We start from the raw sequence: 17,443 nt of genomic DNA, 5'->3' as shown, positions 1-17,443 counted from the left end.
GAGTCACATTTGTACCACCACGCGACCCCGCACGCTGCTACTCGCCGACAGCGACCTCCGCCCCCAGGCGCGCCCCGCGGAGCAGCTCGAGCCGGTCACCGCTCCAGAAGGTGCCCGGGTCGTAGGAGTTCACCGGGCGGCGCGCCGGCAGCAGGCCCATCGCCTGGTAGGCGCTCGCGACGACCTCCGCGCAGTACGCCGTGGCCGCGCTCGCCCGCACCCGCGCGCGCCCGCGCAGCCACCGGCTCGCCAGCACCGCCGTCGCCGGGAAGGGGGTGCCGTCCTTGCGGGCGACCTCGGTCAGCAGCGCGTCCTCTGCGGGCCGCCCCAGTCCGCCGGGCACCTCCAGCTGGCGCAGCCAGGCGCGCTGGCCGTAGCGCCCGCGCCACTGGTCCACGGCCTGGCGCAGGTCGTGCAGCTGCACGCCGCGGTGCTGGGTGCCGGTCCACACGTCCACCAGGCCGCGGCCCAGCTCGGCGTGCCACATGAGCGGGGGGAGGTCGTCGAGGACCACGGCCATGCCGACGTGGTTGACCGGGGCGTTGGTCAGCGCGCGGATGGCCTGGTCGGCGGGGCTGCGCCCGCGGAACAGCCACAGGTCGCCGGTGCGCGTCAGCTCGACGGCCTCCTGCAGGCCGATCCCGCTGCCGCCTGCGCCGCTCACCCGTGCCACGGCAGGATCCTGCCGTGGCACCCCGCCCCCAGCAGCGAGCAGCACGACGAGCCGGCCGCGCCTCCCGGCGCGCGGCGCTGTTCAAGCTGCTGGGCGTGGCCGGGCTGGCGGGCGTGGTCGCCACCGGCGCGGTGGTCGCGCGCGACGCCCGCCAGCGCCAGCAGCTGACCCCCGAGCAGGTGCGCGAGCGCCTGCGGGAGCGCCACGCGGCGCTGGAGGCCGAGCACGAGCGCTGACGCGCCGCGCCGCGGCCGGTCGGTCAGGGGCCGGTGAGGCAGCCCGCCACCACCTCGACGGCGATCCGCGCGAGGGAGGGGGCGCTGCCGCCCTCCCGCTCGCCCAGGTGACCGGTGGCCAGGGCGCGCACCACCAGCCCGTCGCGCAGCGCCACCAGGGCGCGGGCCAGGTCGGCGGTGGTGACGTCGTCCCGCAGGACGGCGCCGGTGCCGGCCAGCAGCTCCGCCACCAGCGCCGTGACCGCCGCCTCCTCCTGCTCGCGCAGGGCCGACAGGCGCTGCGCGACCGCCGGGCGCGCGGCGGCGAGGGCGGTGAGGAGCAGGCGCAGCCTGTCGTGGCCCTCGGCGTCGACCTCGGCCAGCACCCGCGCGGCGGCGGCGGCCAGGGCCGCCTCCAGGGGCGCGGGCACTCCCCCGGCGCCGCTGCTCGCGCCACCTCCCGCGCCGCTGGCGGCGGCTGCCGCCAGCGCGTCGTCGCGGATCCGCTGCAGCACGCCCTGCCGCACGCGGCGCACGCGGTGCGCCGCGTAGGCGAGCAGGTCCTCGACGTAGTCGTCCTGGGTGCGCCAGCGGTCGCGCAGCTGCGCGGCCGTCGGCCGGGGCGCGCCGGCGGGCAGCGACCGCCCCGCGGCCTCCACCGCGGCGGCCGAGAGCAGCCCGAAGAAGCGCGGGGGCGAGGCCGTCGCCGCCTGGCCGACCCGGCTCCCCGGCCCGACGGCGACCACGCCCAGCTCCTGGCCCAGCACGCCCGTGCCGCCCTGCAGCAGCTGGGCGGTGATCTCGTCGTGCGCGAGGCGGTGGCGGGCGGCCGAGGTGCGACGGGCGCCGGCGACGGGGTCGGTGAGGTGCACCAGGACGTCGGCGACGTCGGTGGGGTCCACCTCACCGGGCCGCGGCCACAGCGGCCCGGTCCCCGCCGGCGGCACCCGCGCGGAGGGCCCGCCCCCGGCCCGGGGGACGGGCTCGAAGGAGCGGCGCACCAGCGCCAGCTGGGCGGCCGTGAGCAGGCGCACCGACTCCTCCACGCGGACCGGTGAGCCGTCGGTGGCGAGCAGCCGCAGGTCGGCACCCTCGGTGAGCGCGGCGAGCGCGGAGGCCACCTCCTGCAGGTCAGCGCCCTCGCGCGGGCGGCACCCCACGCCCTCGGCGCAGCGCGCCCAGACCTGCGACCAGCGACGGGCCGCCTGCCGGTGGTTCGCCTCCCGGGCGCGCCGCAGCCCCGGGTGCTCCGCGGCGAGGGCCGAGGCCACCAGCTGCAGGCGCGAGCTCACCGGCAGGGCGCCCGTCACGAGGTGCGCCTCGGCCAGCGCCCGCGCCACGACCGGCACCTGCTCCGGCGACGCCGGCGGCGCGAGGCGCTCCAGCCGCTGCTGCATGACGTCGTCCCACTGCCGGCGCCACAGCAGGAAGGCCAGGAGGTCCTCGCCGTAGTCGCGCTGGCGCGCCCAGCGGTCGCGCAGGTGGCTGGGGGTCACGCGCAGCGGACCGACGGCGGTGGCGGCCGCGCAGACGCGGCTGGCGGAGAGCAGCTCGAAGAAGCGCAGCGAGCGCCGGTCGTCGTCCTCGCTGCCCTCCGAGGGCACGAGGGTGCCCAGCTCCCGCTGCAGGACGAGCACGCCGGCCTCCAGCAGCGCCAGCGTGACGGGGTCCTCGGCGAGGCGGCGACGGGCCTGCTCGGTGCGGCGGGTGGAGGTCGCCGGGTCGGCGAGGCGCGCCAGGACGCCCGCGAGGGACTGCGACCGGTCACCGCCCTGCGCCGACACCGCACCTCCCGCGGTCAGTCCCCGCCCCGGCGCTGCCCTCGACCGGCCGGGGGGATCACCGTGGCGCAGACCGCCCGTCTGCGCCGCTCAGGGGGGCGCTCCGACCTCCTCGAACGCTCGGGGAAGTGCCGCCCGGGCCTGGCCGGGGCCCGCGACGCTCCCGCACCCTCGGGGCGGCCAGGTCGGTGGCCGCAGGAGCAGGGGGGACCACGTGCACGAGGACAGGGGTGGCAGGGGCACGGCGCAGGTGGAGCGCCGCCTGCTGGTGCGCCAGGCCGGACCCGGGCCCGGCCCCGGGCGGGCGGTGGCGCCCGTGGCGCTGCAGCAGCTGGCGGTGGTCGGCGGCCACCCGCTGGGCCTGCTGGGCCTGTGCGGCGCCCTGGCCGGCACCCACCAGGTCGTCCGGCTGGGCGCCGCGGCCGTGCGCGGCGCGGTGCTCGCCGACCTCAGCTGCGCCGGCTGCGCGCCCACGGCCGAGGAGCTCGCCCGGCTCGCCGGCGAGCACGACGTGGTGCTCCTGGTCGGCCCGGGCTGCGTCGGCCTGGCTGAGGAGGCCCTGGCGCGCGGTGCGGCCGGGGCTGTCGGCGCGTGGGAGCCGCTGGTCGAGCTGCGCCGCGCGGTGCGCGCGGTGACCTCCGGGCAGACGTGCACGACGCCGGCCGTGCTCGCGGCGGGGGCGCGCGTGCGCGAGGTGCGCGCCCTGCTCTCGCGCCAGGAGCAGGAGGTGCTGCGCCTGTACGGGGCCGACCTGCCCGTGAAGACGGTGGCCCGCCGCATGGGCATCACCGCCGGCACCGCCAAGGAGTACCTCAAGCGGCTGCGCGCCAAGCTGGCGGCGCGGGGGGTCGCCGTGGCCACCAAGGTGGACCTGCGGGTGCTGGCCGAGGAGCTGGGCCTGCTCAGCCCCGTCCAGCGCTGCGGCCCCGCGCCGGCCGCCGACGTCCTCCTCCTGCCCGAGGACGCCGCGCGCACGCCCCGCTGAGGCCCGAGCGACCGCGGCCGCCGTGCGCTCGCCGGCGCCCGGCGGCTCAGGACGCCGCGGCCACCGGCAGGGGCGCCGGCAGGGGCGCCGGCACGGGCGCCGGCACGGGCGCTGTGCCCGCGGGCGGCGTGAGCACCGAGAAGTCAGGCAGGGGCGACGGCGCCGCGCGCAGCGCGCCGGCCGGCTGTGCCGCGCGCGGGAGGGGGACCGGCGCGGACGCCCGGCCGGGTGCGCGGCGGGGCGTGCGCTGGGCGAAGACCAGGCGGGAGGTCACCGCGAAGGAGACGACGGCGCTGACGGCAGTGGCCACGAGCGCGCTCAGCACGGCGGGTGCCTCGAGCAGGCGGTGCGCCGCGGTGAAGCACGCCGAGTTCACCGCGAAGCCGAGCACCGCGGCGGCGTTGAACAGGGCCAGGCGGCGCAGCAGGTGCGCCGCGCCGTCGCGGCCGCTGCGGCGCGAGGCCCACGTCCAGCAGTAGCTGGCCGCGAAGTTGGCCTGCGTGGCCACCACGAACGCCGTCGCGTTGGCGGCCTCGGCCACCACCAGCGGCAGCAGGGAGGTCATGACCGCCAGGTGGAGCAGCGTGGAGCAGGCCCCGACCACGAGGAAGCGCGCGCGGGGGTCCCGGCTGGTGGCCGCGAGCGCCCTGAGCGCTGCGCGCGGTCCCAGCGCGCCGGCGCGCTGCACGTCCATGGTCCTCCCGGAGCCGGATGGCTCGAGTGTGGGGTGCGGGACCCCGGCGCGCAGGCGGTTCGGCGCAGTCCGCCGTCCCTCGGCGGGGGGGGGCGCGCGTCGGGGCGGTGCCGCCGGGGCGGCGGAGGGGGTGGTCGGGCTGCGGCGTGCGCCCGCCCGGGTGGCGCACGGGCGCACCGGGTACCGGTCGGCAGCCGCCGCACCTACCGTCGCTGCGCTGGTCGCGCCGCTCCCCCGCGCGCAGCGGGGAGGACGACGTGGACGAGGTGGACCGGCAGGCGGCGCCGGGCGGCGCCGGGCCGTGGCGCGCGCCCGAGCCGGAGCCCGCGCACGGCTGGGCCGTCCCGCACCAGCAGCCCGCCCCGCCGCAGACGTGGGGGCAGCCGGCCCCGCCGGCCCCGCCGGCCCCGCCGGCCCCGTCGGCCCCGCCGCCCGTGGCCCCCTGGCTGGCCGAGCCCCGCAGCAACCCGGTGGCCGTGTGGTCGTGGGTGGTGGCCGTGCCCTGCGCGGTGCTGGGGCTGGTGCTGGGCGTGCTCGGGCTGGTGCGCGCCCGCCGCCGCGGCGGCGCGGGGCTGGCGCACGCGGTGGTGGGGACGGCGCTGTCCGGCGTCGTGCTGCTCGTGGGGACCGTCGCGCTGTCGGTCGGCGCGGTGACGGGGATCGCCGCGGTGGCCGGTGGGGCCGCGGGCAGCCGCGGCCACGACGACACGGTCGGCTCCGTCACCGAGCAGGAGCAGGCCTACATCGACGACCTGTACGAGGACACCTACCTCTCCTACGACGACGCGACGCTCCTGGAGATGGCCCACGGCTTCTGCGACGACCTGGACGCCGGGTCGACCCCGGCCGAGGCCGACTCCGCGCTCGTGGAGCGCTGGGCCGAGCAGTCACTGGACCTCGACACCGCCTACGACGTCGAGTGGTCGGCCACCGCCACCCTGTGCCAGCAGCACGCGGAGGAGTTCCAGGCGTGGGACCCCGCGGCCGGCGACGCGCCCGACGGCCCCGCCACGACCACCACCGCGGCGCTGGACGCCACAGCCCGCGCCTGACCGCTGGCGGGGCCGCCGGCCGGGCCGCGAGCGCCCCGGTGGCAGGATGGTCGACCGACCAGCGCACCCGGCAGGAGGCACCCGTGACCACGCGCACCGACGCCCACGGCCCTTCCGGCGGCCCTTCCGGCGGGGTCCCCGCGGGCGGGTCGCCGCCGGGCCTCATGACCGTGGGCGAGATGGCCGAGCGGGTGGCCCTGAGCCACCGCACGGTGCGCTACTACGACGACGAGGGCCTCCTGCCGGCGCGCCGCTCCCCCGGCAACTACCGCCTGTACGGCGAGGACGCGCTGGCCAAGATGCTGACCATCCGGCGGCTCAAGCCGCTGGGCTTCACCCTCGACGAGATGCGGGAGGTGCTGGCGCTGCTCGACGCCGCGTCCGCCCCCTCGGCCGCCGACGACCCGGAGCAGCCCGAGCGGCTGCAGCGGCTGGTGGCGCTGGAGGCCGACGTGCGGCGCCGCCGCGACAAGCTGGTCGAGCAGCTGGCGGGTGCCGACGACCTGCTGGCCTCCCTGCGCCCGCTGCTGCCCTGAGGTGGACCCCGGTGTGACCTTCCCCTCACGTCAGGGTAGAAGCTCACCTTGACGTAAAGGGAAGGTTGGCGGACGGTGGAGGGGTGGCCCTCCTCGCGCCCCCGCGCCCGCACGCCCGGTCGGCCCGCCGAGGGCCCCGGGTGCTGGCCGAGGCCTACGACCCCCGCCGCAACGCCTTCGACGTGGTCCGCCTGGTCCTCGCCGGCACGGTCGCCGTCACCCACGCGATGGAGCTGGCGCTCGGCTGGCAGCCGCGCATCGGCCGGACGGACGTCAGCGCGCTCGCCGTGGACGGCTTCTTCGTGCTCTCCGGCTTCCTCATCACCGCCAGCTGGCTGCGCCTGGGCTCGCTCCCCCGCTTCGCCTGGCACCGCGCGCTGCGCATCCTGCCTGGCTTCTGGGCCTGCCTGCTCCTGACGGCCCTCGTGGTCGCCCCGCTGGTCGCGGTGCTCGGCGGCGGGAGCGCGCGCGACGTCCTGCAGGGCCCCGACAGCGCCGCCACCTACGTGCTGCACAACGCCGGGCTGTTCATGGCGCAGTTCGAGGTCACCGGGCTGCCGGCCTCGGCGCCGGACCGGGTGCTCAACGGCTCGCTGTGGACGCTGTTCTACGAGGCGCTGTGCTATGCGGCGGTCGCCGGGCTGGGCGCGGTCGGGCTGCTGCGCTCGCGCCCGGTGCTCGTGGTGGCCGCCGTCGCGGTGCTCCAGCTGCTCACCGCGGCGCAGGAGGCCACCGGCGCCGCCCTGCTCCCGGGGGAGAACCTGCCCCGCCTCCTGCTGCTGTTCGCGCTCGGCGCTGCCGCCCAGCTCCTGGCGGAGCGGGTGCCGGTGACCCCGGCCGCCCTGGTGGTGGCCGGGGTCACCCTGCTCGGCGGGCTCCTGCTGCTGGAGGACTACCGGGCCGTGGGCGCTCCCGGCCTCGCGCTGCTGCTGCTCGCGGTGGCCGCCCGGCTGCCCTGGCGCCCGCGCCTGCGGCGCGACCTGTCCTACGGGACCTACGTCTGGCACTGGCCGGTGGCGCTGCTCGTGCTCAGCACCCCCCTGGCGGGGGCGCCCTTCCCTGTCGTCCTCGCGGTGGTGCTGGCCGCCACGGCGCTGGCGGCCCTGGCCTCCTGGCACCTGGTGGAGGCCCCCGCGCTGCGCCTGAAGGACGCGCGCCCCTCCCCCAGGGGGGACGCGGTGGCGCCCAGCGGGGCCGAGCGCGCCGCACCCCGGTGGACGGGCTGCGATGATCGGGGGCGATAGTCCTTCCGGCCCGGCACGGACGCCGGGCCGCCCGGAGGACGGGGTGGCAGCTGTGGAGGAGATCGCAGTGGTGCTGGTAGGAGCGGTGGACGACCACCCGGTGGTGCTCGCGGGGCTGAAGACGGTGCTGGAGGAGGCGGCCCCCGAGGTGCGCCTGGTCGCGTGCGCGCCGACGGTGGAGGAGCTGCTCGCCGAGCGCGACGACCTCGACGTCGTCCTGCTCGACCTGCGGCTGGGAGACGCCTCGACCCCCGGTACCAACACCGGCCGGCTGCTGGACGCCGGCGCGCAGGTGGTGGTCTACACCGACGGCGCCAAGCCCGCGCAGGTCTACTCGGCCGTGGCGCGCGGCGCGCTGGGGGTCGTCCTGAAGGACGAGCCGCTGCCGGTGCTCGTCGAGGCGGTGCGCGCCGCGCACCGCGGCGACGCCGTGGTCTCGGTGCGCATGGCCCGCGCCCTGGAGACCGCCCCCCACCTCGACGACCTGCTCTCCCCTCAGGAGCGGCAGGTGCTGCGGCTGTACGCGGCCGACCTGCCCGCCAAGTCCGTGGCGCGTCGCTTGGGCATCGGCGAGGGCACGGTGAAGGAGTACCTCAAGCGCATCCGCAGCAAGCTCGCCGCCGTCGACGTGCGCGCCTCGAGCAAGCTGGAGCTGCGCAACGTGGCCGAGACCATGGGCCTGCTCGACGACGACGCCCCGAGCGGTGCGGCGCAGGCCCGCTGAGCGCCCGGGCCGGGGAGCCCGCCGGTGAGCCCGGCCGCCGCGCGCACCACCGCGTGGCGGCTCGTGGGGGGCGTGGTGGTCCTCACCAGCGCCACGCCGCTGGCCGCTGCAGCCGGGGCCGCGGCCGTGGACGGCCCCGCCGGCCCGGCGTGGTGGGCGGCGCCTCTGCTCGTGGGCTTCGCCGGCGCCTACGCCGCCGCCCTGGTGGCCGTGGTCGTGGGACGCCGGCCGGACCCGGCCGCCGCCGCGATGGTGCTGCTCGGCCTGGCGGCCCTGCTCAGCCAGGCCGTGCTCGTGCAGCTGGGGGTGGCCCGCCAGCTGCTCCCGGGCGGTCACAGCACCTGGCCCACCTACCTCGCCGTCGCCGCCGTGCAGACGGCGGCCGTCCTGCTGCGCCGGGTGCCGCAGGGCTGGGCCCTGGCCGCCACGGCCGCGGTCAGCGCGGTGGTGGCCGCGGCGGGCCCGCTGCCGCCGGCGCTGCCCCCGGGGACCGGCGGCCGGGTGCTCTACGCCGTGGTGCTCGCCCTGGTCGCCTCGGCCGTCCAGTACCTGGCGCGCGGCCTGGAGCGCGTCTCCGGCCGCCTGGGCAGCGCCCGTGGCGCCGTGCTGCGCGCCGACGCCGAGGCGGAGGCGATGGCGCTGGCCGAGGCCGAGCGGGGGCGCTGGGAGGCAGCGGTGCACGACGACGTCCTCTCGGCGCTGCGCGCCGGCGCCGCCGCGCGCACCCCGGAGGAGGTCAGCGGGGCCGCCGCCGCGGCCACGGCGGCGCTGGCCAGCATCGCGGCGCCGCCCGCCACCCTGACCGTGGTCGCCGCCCTCGCCGCGGCCCAGGTGGGCGCGGCCGCCCGCGGCGCCCACGGTGACGTGGAGGTCGAGCTCACCAGCGGCTCCGGCGCGCTGCCCGGGCGGGTGGTGGAGGCCCTGGCCGACGCCACCGCCGAGCTGATGCGCAACACCGCCCACCACAACCCTCCCGGCGTGAGGGCCCGGGTGCGCGGCCACCTGGACGCCGGCGGGGCGCACGTGGTGGTCAGCGACGACGGCACGGGCTTCGACCCGGACCGGCTGCCGGCCGGCCGCCTGGGCATCCGCGTGTCGGTGGTCGGGCGGCTGCGCAGCGTGGGCGGGGAGGCCGTGGTGACCAGCGGCCCGCGGCGGGGCACGTCCGTGGAGCTGCGGTGGCCGCGGTGACCAGCGCCCAGGCGCTGCGGCGCGAGCTCCCTCCTGGCGGTGAGGGGCTGGAGGTGGGCCGCGAGCCCCTCGTGGTGGCCGGTGCGCTGTGGGTGGGCGTGCAGGCGCTGCTGTGCCTGGCGGCGCTGCCCGCCGCCGCCCACCCCGGGGCCGCGCTGGCCTCCACGGTCGGGGCGGCGCTGGCGCTGGCCGCCCTGGTCGTGCTGCCCGGCCGCCGGCGGTCCGGCCCGCTGCCGGCGCCGCCCGCGGCCGCCGCCGCCGTCCTGCTGCCCACCGCGGTGCTGCTCGACGCGCTGGCCCAGGCCCCCGCGGCCCAGCTCAGCGCCTTCCCGCGCGCTCCGGGCCTGCTGACCCCTGCCCTGGCTGTGCTGCTGGTGCGCGGACGGCCCGGCTGGGCCGCCGCCAGCGCCGCGGCGCTCGTGACCGAGCTGCTCTGGCTGCGCTGGACCGCCAGCGGGCAGCCGCTGTGGGCGCCGGAGAGCGCCCTGCTCCTCGGGCCGGTGCTGGTGTGGTGCACCTGGGGGGTCGTGACCGCCCGCCTGCGCGCCACCACGCAGGTGGACCTGCTGCGCAGCCGCAGCGCCTACGCCCTGGCCCGCGAGCGGCGCCGGCGCAGCCGGGAGCGCTCGGAGGCCCACGAGCGGCGCCGGGCGCTGCTGGAGGTGGCCGCCGTGCCGCTGCTGCAGGCGGTGGCCGCCGCGCGGGCCCCCCTCGAGGAGCACGTGCGCGCCGAGCTCACCGCGGTGGAGCGGGACCTGCGCGCGGAGCTGCGCGGGCGCGACCTGCTCGACCCGGCCGTGCGCCTGGGCGCCGCGACCGCGCGGGCGCGCGGGGTGGCCGTCGACGTCGTCGACCACGCCCCGGTCGGCGCCGACCTGCAGGTGCTGCCGCCGCTGCGGGCGCTGGTGGCCGCGGCCCTGCACGCCTGCTCCGACGGGGAGGTCACCGCCCGCCGCCCCCCGCAGGGCCCGGTGCTGACCCTGGTGCACGTGGGCTCGCCGGCCTCGATGCGCGCGGTGCACGCGGCCGTCGCCTCCCACGCCGAGCGGATGGGTGAGGCAGCGGGGGTCAGCGTGGACGTGAGCGCCGACGAGGACGCCGTGGTCGTCGAGGTGGACCGCTGACCCGGGCTCAGCGCGGCGGGCGCGCGGCCAGCGCCGCCTGGTACAGCTCGCGCTTGGAGGCCCCGGTGGCCTCGGCGACCCCCGCGGCGGCGTCCTTGAGCCGCTCCCCCGCCTCCACGCGGGAGAGCACCTCCGCCAGCGCGGCCCCGGGGTCGGTAGCGGCGGCGGGGGCGCCGGAGACCACCAGCGTCACCTCCCCGATCCTGGCCAGGCCCCCCGCCCAGGCGGCCAGCTCCGCCAGCGGGCCGCGGCGGACCTCCTCGTGGGTCTTGGTGAGCTCGCGGCACACCGCCGCGCGGCGGTCGGCGCCGAAGGCCTGCGCCATCGCCTCCAGCGACGCGGCCAGGCGGTGCGGGGCCTCGAAGAAGACCATCGTGCGGCGCTCGCGGGCCAGCTCGGCCAGCGCCGCGCCGCGCTCCCCCGCCTTGCGCGGCAGGAACCCCTCGAAGCAGAACCTGTCGGTGGCCAGCCCGGAGACCGCCAGCGCCGCCAGCACGGCCGAGGGACCGGGCACGGTGGTCACGGGCACGCCCGCGGCGGCCGCGGCCACGACCACCCGGTAGCCGGGGTCGGAGACGGTGGGCATGCCCGCGTCGGTGACCACCAGCACGGTCGACCCCGCCGCGGCCTCGGCCACGAGGTCCTCCCCCCGGGCGTCCTCGTTGTGCTCGTGGGAGCTCACCACCCGCCCGCGCGGCTCCACGCCGAGGGCCGAGCAGAGCCGGCGCAGGCGCCGGGTGTCCTCCGCGGCGATGACGTCGGCGCCGGCCAGCGCGGCCACCAGGCGGGGCGGGGCGTCCTCGGCGTTGCCGATGGGCGTGCCCGCCAGGACCACGCGCCCGCGCACGGGCTCCGGAGCGCTCACACCCCCATCGTGGTGCCCCGCCGGCCGGCGGCGCGCACCGCCCGGGGCGCGTACCGGGCGCCGCCTCCCCGCGCGGCGAGCGGCCCCGGCGGGAGCGCTGGCAGACTCGCGACGGTGACGCCAGGCACGGGAGCACCCGCAGCGCCCTCGGCGCGGCTGGTGGAGCGCATGCGCCCCTTCACCACCACCGTCTTCGCCGAGATGAGCGCCCTGGCGCTGCGCACCGGCGCCGTCAACCTCGGTCAGGGCTTCCCCGACACCGACGGCCCGGCGTCGCTGCTGGAGGACGCCGCGGCGGCGCTGCGCGGCGGGCGCAACCAGTACCCGCCCGGCCCCGGCGTCCCCGAGCTGCGCGAGGCGGTCGCCGAGCACCAGGAGCGGTTCTGGGGGCTGCGGGTCTCCCCCGAGGACGTCCTGGTCACCACCGGGGCCACCGAGGCGATCGCCGCGGCGGTGCTGGCCCTCACGGGCCCGGGTGACGAGGTGGTGGTGCTCGAGCCGTACTTCGACTCCTACGCCGCCACCGTCGCCCTGTCGGGGGCCGCCCGGCGCACGGTGCCGCTGCGCGCTCCCGACTTCGCCCTCGACGAGGCGGCGCTGCGCGCGGCCTTCACCGACCGCACCCGGCTGGTGCTCCTGAACTCCCCGCACAACCCCACCGGCCGGGTGCTGGGGCGCGCCGAGCTGGAGCTGGTGGCGCGCCTGGCGGTGGAGCACGACGCCGTCGTCGTCTCCGACGAGGTCTACGAGCACCTGGTCTTCTCCGGCGCGCAGCACGTGAGCATCGCGTCGCTGCCGGGGATGGCCGAGCGGACGCTGGTGGTCTCCTCGGCGGGCAAGACCTTCTCGGTGACGGGCTGGAAGGTCGGCTGGGTGCACGGGCCCGCCGAGCTGGTGGCGGCGGTGCGGGCCGTCAAGCAGTTCCTCACCTACGTCTCCGGCGCCCCCTTCCAGCCGGCCGTCGCCGCGGCGCTGCAGCTGCCGGAGGAGGTCTTCACCGGCTTCGCCGCGCAGCTGGAGGCCAAGCGCGACCTGCTCTCGGAGGGCCTCGCGGCGGCGGGCTTCGCGGTGAACCGCTGCGAGGGCACGTACTTCGTCACCGCCGACGTGCGCCCGCTCGGGCTGTCCGACGCCTCGTCGCTGGCGTGGCGGATGCCCGCCGAGGTCGGCGTGGCCGCGATCCCCGTGCAGGTGTTCTGCGACGACCCCGACGCCGCGCCCTCGCTGCTCCGCTTCGCCTTCTGCAAGCGCGACGACGTGCTGCACACCGCCGTCGAGCGCCTGGCCGACGCCGGTCCCCGCCTGGCCGCCGGCGCCTGACCGCCGCGGGCCGCGCCGCACCAGGTCGCGGCGTCGTGGCCCGCGCCCCGCCGGCCTCGGGTGAGGATGGTGCCCGTGACCGCCACCGCCGAGCGGCGCGCCCAGCGGCTGCGGCCCGCCGGGCCGTCCCGCCCTGACGACGCCGCCCTGGCCGCCGAGGTCGAGCGCCTGGTCGGCCCGCCGCTGGCGACCACCGCCCGCGAGCGGGCCTGGGGCTGGGCGGGCCCGCTGCTCGTCACCGCCCTGGCCGCGCTGCTGCGCTTCTGGGACCTCGCCCGCCCGCACGCCCTCGTCTTCGACGAGACGTACTACGTGCGCAACGCCTGGACGATGCTGGCCACCGGCATCGAGATGCGCTGGGAGGAGGGCACCGACGTCGCCTTCGTCGCCGGCGACGTCGACAGCTACACCGGCACGGGCGACTACGTGGTCCACCCGCCGGTCGGCAAGTGGATGATCGCGGTGGGCGAGCAGCTGTTCGGCGTGCAGAGCTCCTTCGGGTGGCGCTTCTCGGCCGCCCTGGTGGGCACCCTGTGCGTGCTGCTCGTCGCGCGGGTGGCGCGCCGCCTGCTCGGCTCCACGCTGCTGGGCACGGCCGCCGGGCTGCTGCTCGCCGTCGACGGGCTCTCGCTGGTGATGAGCCGCACCGGCATCCTCGACGTCTTCCTGACCTTCTGGGTGCTGGTGGCCTTCGCCCTGCTCCTGCTCGACAGGGACTGGATGCGCCGGCGCCTGGCGCTGGCCGTGGTCACCGGCGGCGCGGCGGCGCGCTGGCCCCGGCTGTGGTGGCGTCCGTGGCGGCTGGCGGCGGTGGTGGCCCTCGCGCTGGCGTGCGGGGTGAAGTGGTCGGGCCTGTACTTCACCGCCGCGTTCCTGCTGATGAGCGTGCTGTGGGACGTCGCCGCGCGCCGCCGCGCGGGCCTGCCGGCGTGGTGGACCGGGCTGCTGCGCGACGGCGCGCCCGCCGCCGCCGTCGCGCTGCCCGCGCTCGTCGTGGTCTACACCGCGACGTGGGCGGGCTGGTTCGCCTCCTCCACCGGCCACCTGCGCAGCTGGGCGGCCGAGGACCCCGGGCAGGGGGTGCTGTGGCTGCCGCCCGCGCTGCGCTCGCTGTGGAAGTACCACCAGGACATGTGGCAGTTCCACACCGGCCTGGACTCCCCGCACGCCTACGAGTCCTCGCCGTGGGCGTGGATGGTGCAGGGCAGGCCGACGTCGTTCTACTACCAGGGGCAGGCGCAGGGCCTGACCGGGTGCGGTGCGGAGTCGTGCACCGAGGCGATCACCTCCCTGGGCAACCCGGTCGTCTGGTGGGCCGGCTGCCTGGCGCTGCTCGTGCTGCTCTTCTCCTGGGCGCTGCGCCGCGACTGGCGCGCCGGCGCCCTGCTGGCCGGCGTCGCGGCCGGCTGGCTGCCGTGGTTCACCGTGGGCGACCGGACGATCTTCCAGTTCTACGCCGTGGTCTTCGCGCCGTTCGTGGTGATGGGGCTCGCCTACTGCTTCGGGCTGCTGGTCGGCCCGGCGGCACCCGCGGGCCGCGGGCCGCTGACGGGCAGGCGCCTGGCCGGCGTGGTGGTCAGCGGCGGCGTGGTGGTGCTCGCGCTGGTGGCCGCGGCCTACTTCTGGCCGGTGTGGACCGCGGAGCTGATCACCTACGACGCCTGGCGCGCGCGGATGTGGTTCGCCTCCTGGATCTGAGCGGTCCGCGCCCCCGGGGGCGCTGGCCCGTGAGCGCCGAGGCCAGCAGCGCGGACACCGCCAGGCCCCACGCCGCCAGGGCCGCCAGGTCACCCGCGTGCACGCCGTGGGTGGCGGTCAGCACGAGGACCACCGGGCCCTCGGTCACCACGCGCCCGGAGACCACCAGCACGAGGAAGGCGCTCAGGACGACGACGGCGAGGGCGGTGGCCGTCCACACCAGCGCCCGCGGCGCGGTCGCCGGACCCGCGGGGCGGGCTGCGCCGGGGCGCACCGAGCCGGGCGCGGGGGGCGCGGTGAAGGTGAAGGCGTCCGGCGCCGCGGTCAGCGGCGCCGCCGCCTGCCGGGCCGGCTGGGGAGCCGGCTGCCGCGCCGGCGCCGCGGTGGCGGTGGCCGTCGCGGTCTGCTCCTCGCTCACCCCCGGTGCATCGGCTCGGGGACGCCGCGGCTTCAGCCGAGCGCCGCGCCGGCGCCGGGGCGGTTCTGGCCGGTACGCCCCGGCAGACCTCGCATGACCTAGCGTCGTGCAGGTGGAGATCGGCATCAGCTCGTTCGCGGAGACCACCCCCGACCCGGCCACCGGCACCGCGCCCAGCGCGCACCAGCGCCTGCTGGAGGTGGTGGAGGAGGTGGTGCTGGCCGACCAGGTCGGCCTGGACGTGTACGGCCTCGGGGAGCACCACCGGCCCGACTACGCGTCCTCGGCCCCCGCGGTGGTGCTGGCGGCGGCCGCGGCCCGCACCGAGCGGATCCGGCTGACCAGCGCCGTGACGGTGCTGTCCAGCGAGGACCCGGTGCGCGTCTACCAGCAGTACGCCACCCTCGACCTGCTCTCCTCCGGTCGCGCGGAGGTGCTGGCGGGGCGCGGGTCCTTCATCGAGTCCTTCCCCCTGTTCGGCTACGACCTCGCGGACTACGACGAGCTGTTCACCGAGAAGCTCGACCTGCTCCTCGCGCTGCGCGAGGAGGGCCCGGTGACCTGGAGCGGCGAGCACCGCGCCGCGCTGGAGGGCGTGGTCGTGCAGCCGCGGGCCCTGCAGCGGCCGCTGCCGGTGTGGGTGGGCGTGGGCGGCAACCCCGAGTCGGTGGTGCGCGCGGGCGTGCGCGGCCTGCCGCTGGCGCTGGCGATCATCGGTGGGCAGCCGGAGCGCTTCGCGCCGCTGGTCGACCTCTTCCACCGCGCCGCGGTGCAGGGCGGGCACGACCCGATGGCCCTGCCCGTGGCCTCGCACAGCCACGGCTTCCTCGCGCCGACCTCGCAGGCCGCCGTGGAGACCTTCTACGGCCCGTACAAGGTGGTCATGGACCAGCTGGGGCGCGAGCGGGGGTGGCCCCCGCTGGACCGCCGCCACTTCGAGGCCGGCCGCACCAAGCGCGGCGCGCTGTTCGTGGGCAGCCCGGCGGAGGTGACCGAGAAGATCCTGTTCAACGTCGAGGTGCTCGGCATCGACAGGTTCATGCTGCACGTCTCCCCCGGCACCATGCCGCACCGGGAGGTGCTGCGGGCCATCGAGCTGCTGGGCACCGAGGTGGCGCCCGCCGTGCGCGCGCACGCCGCGGCCGCCTGACCCGGCCGGCGGCCGCAGCGCGTCAGCGGGTGGTCTGGCGGGAGCGCTTGGTGGAGTACATGCGCTGGTCGGCCTCGTGGAGCAGCTCCTCGGCGGTCGGCTGGCCCAGCTCGGCGGTGGAGACCACGCCCAGGCTCACCGAGACCGCCTCCAGCACCTCCTGCGCCCGCGGGTCGTCCGCCGTGCGGGCCAGCGCGGGCTCGAGGGAGAACGGCACCGACAGCGCCGTCGCCAGCCGCTCGCGCAGCGCCGCGGCGGCCCGCTCGCCGCGGGCGTCGCCGTCGTCGCGCACGAGGACCGCGAACTCGTCGCCGCCCAGGCGGGCCACCACGTCGCCCTCGCGCACCACGTCGCGCAGCCGTCCGGCGACGGCGACGAGCAGCGCGTCCCCCGTGGCGTGGCCGCAGGCGTCGTTGACGGCCTTGAAGGAGTCCAGGTCGCAGAAGGCCGCGACCAGCGGCTCGCGCTGCTCGACGGCCTCCTCCAGCGCTGCGGTGAAGGCGGCGCGGTTGGCCACCCCGGTGAGCGGGTCGGTGTAGGCCGTCCGGGCCAGCGCCTGCGAGCGCTCCTGCAGCTCGCGGGTGAGCTGGGCGTTGTCGAGGACCACGAGGGCCTGGCGCACGAAGACCATGGTCATGAGGACGACGAGGACGGCCAGGGTGGTGCCCGCCAGCGGCCGGCGCGCGGCCTCGACGACCACCACGGCGGTCGCCGTCGCGAACGGCAAGTAGGGCAGCGCCTGCAGCGGCAGCGCGCTCAGGGAGCGGCGCTCGGCGCCGGCGTCGCGGGCCGGCAGCGTGGTGGAGGCGGCCATCACCGCGAAGGCGGCGGTCCACAGGACGTCGAGCAGGCCTCCGGTGGAGAACTGCCCGGCCGCGCTGAGGTAGACGAACAGGGAGTCGCTGACGGCCATCAGCGCGGCACCCGCGGTGATGCCGACCAGCGCGCGGTGGCCGCGGGTGCGCGAGAGCACCGAGATGGCGGCGGTGAGCACGACGGCGTCGGAGACGGGGTAGGCGGCGGTGACCACCAGGGCCAAGGTGGACGGCGCCTGCTGGTGGACCACGACGCCCATCACCAGCGTCCAGCTCAGCAGGAACAGCGCGCCGGCGATGATCAGGCCGTCCAGGACGCTGCGCGCGCGGGAGCTGGCGCGCACTGCGCCCCGGCTCAGGGCCACGACGGCCAGCGGCGCGAGGGCGCCGAAGCCGAGGAAGCCGATGTCGGCCAGCGACGGCGAGGGCACCTCGACGCCCAGCACCGACTCGTACCAGACCCAGACGACCTGGCCGGCGGCCCAGGAGCCGGTGGCGCCGGCGAGCAGCCACCACCCGGCCGCGCGGGAGGTCCCGCGCGACGCCCTGCGGGCGGTCGCCCGGGCCGAGCGGCTCCGACGGAGCTCGTGCAGCGCGCGCAGCGCGCTGGCAGCGGCGGCCCCCGCGGCGACGCCCGCCTCGGTGACGCCGACGGCGGCGGTGGTCGAGGCGACGGGCAGGTCCAGGGCCCGCTGGAGGGGCTCGGCCAGGGCGACCAGCAGCACCGGCAGGGCCGCGAGCAGCCACGGGCGGCGGCGCCAGCGGTCACCGGAGCGGCGTCCCCGGTGCGCGGCGCGAGAGGTCACCCCCCTCCATCGACGCCCCACCGGCGGTGTGGAGCGCGCAGAGCGCCCGTCACCCCTCCGGCGCAGCAGGCGCCTGGCGCGCGAGAGGGCCGGCCCCCCCCGGGGGCCGGCCCACACCGCCTGGTGGAGCGGCGGGGCCGCGAACCCCTAAC

17 protein-coding genes are annotated in these 17,443 nt (G+C 78.3%); 11 read left to right on the top strand and 6 right to left on the bottom strand.

Annotated features, from left to right (window positions below):
* Positions 1-37: 37 nt before the first annotated feature.
* Positions 38-673 (bottom strand): hypothetical protein, encoded by a 636-nt coding sequence (locus ACUN9U_RS14355; RefSeq protein WP_445485685.1) that lies wholly within the window; start codon positions 671-673, stop codon positions 38-40.
* Between the two features lie 14 nt (positions 674-687).
* Here ACUN9U_RS14355 and ACUN9U_RS14350 point away from each other — a divergent pair, with 14 nt between their 5' ends.
* The gene (locus ACUN9U_RS14350; protein WP_445485684.1) at positions 688-909 is read left to right on the top strand and encodes a hypothetical protein; all 222 of its coding nucleotides are present in this window, start codon (positions 688-690) and stop codon (positions 907-909) included.
* Positions 910-932: 23 nt separating this feature from the next.
* Here the strand turns inward: ACUN9U_RS14350 and ACUN9U_RS14345 are convergent, their stop codons facing one another.
* A complete protein-coding gene (locus ACUN9U_RS14345; protein ID WP_445485683.1) occupies positions 933-2,672 on the bottom strand; it encodes a hypothetical protein in 1,740 nt (579 codons plus the stop codon).
* A gap of 211 nt (positions 2,673-2,883) precedes the next feature.
* Here ACUN9U_RS14345 and ACUN9U_RS14340 point away from each other — a divergent pair, with 211 nt between their 5' ends.
* A complete protein-coding gene (locus ACUN9U_RS14340) occupies positions 2,884-3,654 on the top strand; it encodes a response regulator transcription factor (protein WP_445485682.1) in 771 nt (256 codons plus the stop codon).
* 46 nt (positions 3,655-3,700) lie between these two features.
* Here ACUN9U_RS14340 and ACUN9U_RS14335 read toward each other — a convergent pair whose 3' ends face one another.
* Positions 3,701-4,348, bottom strand: coding sequence for a GtrA family protein (locus ACUN9U_RS14335; RefSeq protein WP_445485681.1), 648 nt, complete (start codon positions 4,346-4,348; stop codon positions 3,701-3,703).
* A gap of 257 nt (positions 4,349-4,605) precedes the next feature.
* Between ACUN9U_RS14335 and ACUN9U_RS14330 the strand changes: the two genes are divergently transcribed.
* The 6 genes from ACUN9U_RS14330 (at position 4,606) to ACUN9U_RS14305 (ending at position 10,219) form a co-directional block, all read left to right on the top strand.
* A complete protein-coding gene (locus tag ACUN9U_RS14330; protein WP_445485680.1) occupies positions 4,606-5,400 on the top strand; it encodes a DUF732 domain-containing protein in 795 nt (264 codons plus the stop codon).
* An 83-nt stretch (positions 5,401-5,483) separates the two neighbouring features.
* A complete protein-coding gene (locus ACUN9U_RS14325) occupies positions 5,484-5,936 on the top strand; it encodes a MerR family transcriptional regulator (RefSeq protein WP_445485679.1) in 453 nt (150 codons plus the stop codon).
* A gap of 83 nt (positions 5,937-6,019) precedes the next feature.
* Positions 6,020-7,180, top strand: coding sequence for an acyltransferase family protein (locus tag ACUN9U_RS14320; RefSeq protein WP_445485677.1), 1,161 nt, complete (start codon positions 6,020-6,022; stop codon positions 7,178-7,180).
* Positions 7,181-7,223: 43 nt separating this feature from the next.
* Entirely contained in the window at positions 7,224-7,904 is a 681-nt protein-coding gene (locus ACUN9U_RS14315) for a response regulator (protein ID WP_445485676.1), read from the top strand.
* Between the two features lie 24 nt (positions 7,905-7,928).
* On the top strand, positions 7,929-9,095 hold the full coding sequence (locus ACUN9U_RS14310; RefSeq protein WP_445485675.1) for an ATP-binding protein: 1,167 nt from the start codon (positions 7,929-7,931) through the stop codon (positions 9,093-9,095).
* Positions 9,092-10,219, top strand: coding sequence for a hypothetical protein (locus tag ACUN9U_RS14305; protein ID WP_445485674.1), 1,128 nt, complete (start codon positions 9,092-9,094; stop codon positions 10,217-10,219). The genes ACUN9U_RS14310 and ACUN9U_RS14305 overlap by 4 nt, the downstream gene beginning before the upstream one ends.
* Positions 10,220-10,226: 7 nt before the next feature.
* On the opposite strand, the gene rsmI is transcribed toward ACUN9U_RS14305, so the two are convergent.
* A complete protein-coding gene (gene rsmI / locus ACUN9U_RS14300; RefSeq protein ID WP_445485673.1) occupies positions 10,227-11,084 on the bottom strand; it encodes a 16S rRNA (cytidine(1402)-2'-O)-methyltransferase in 858 nt (285 codons plus the stop codon).
* Between the two features lie 168 nt (positions 11,085-11,252).
* Here rsmI and ACUN9U_RS14295 point away from each other — a divergent pair, with 168 nt between their 5' ends.
* Positions 11,253-12,404: a pyridoxal phosphate-dependent aminotransferase gene (locus ACUN9U_RS14295; RefSeq protein ID WP_445485744.1), complete on the top strand. Its 1,152-nt coding sequence runs from the start codon at positions 11,253-11,255 to the stop codon at positions 12,402-12,404.
* 66 nt (positions 12,405-12,470) lie between these two features.
* Entirely contained in the window at positions 12,471-14,102 is a 1,632-nt protein-coding gene (locus tag ACUN9U_RS14290; protein WP_445485743.1) for a dolichyl-phosphate-mannose--protein mannosyltransferase, read from the top strand.
* Here ACUN9U_RS14290 and ACUN9U_RS14285 read toward each other — a convergent pair.
* Positions 14,053-14,520 carry a hypothetical protein gene (locus ACUN9U_RS14285; RefSeq protein ID WP_445485672.1) on the bottom strand — a complete coding sequence of 156 codons (468 nt, stop codon included), beginning with the start codon at positions 14,518-14,520 and terminating at the stop codon, positions 14,053-14,055. The genes ACUN9U_RS14290 and ACUN9U_RS14285 overlap by 50 nt on opposite strands.
* 112 nt (positions 14,521-14,632) lie before the next feature.
* On the opposite strand from ACUN9U_RS14285, the gene ACUN9U_RS14280 reads away from it, so the two are divergent.
* Positions 14,633-15,670 (top strand): LLM class flavin-dependent oxidoreductase, encoded by a 1,038-nt coding sequence (locus ACUN9U_RS14280; protein ID WP_445485671.1) that lies wholly within the window; start codon positions 14,633-14,635, stop codon positions 15,668-15,670.
* 22 nt (positions 15,671-15,692) lie between these two features.
* Here ACUN9U_RS14280 and ACUN9U_RS14275 read toward each other — a convergent pair whose 3' ends face one another.
* On the bottom strand, positions 15,693-17,291 hold the full coding sequence (locus tag ACUN9U_RS14275) for a diguanylate cyclase domain-containing protein (protein ID WP_445485670.1): 1,599 nt from the start codon (positions 17,289-17,291) through the stop codon (positions 15,693-15,695).
* Between the last annotated feature and the right edge of the window lie 152 nt (positions 17,292-17,443).

The sequence above is a fragment of the Quadrisphaera sp. KR29 genome (assembly GCF_052644995.1).
Note: the sequence above shows the minus strand (reverse complement) of the source record. Positions and strands in the feature narration are given on the sequence as shown.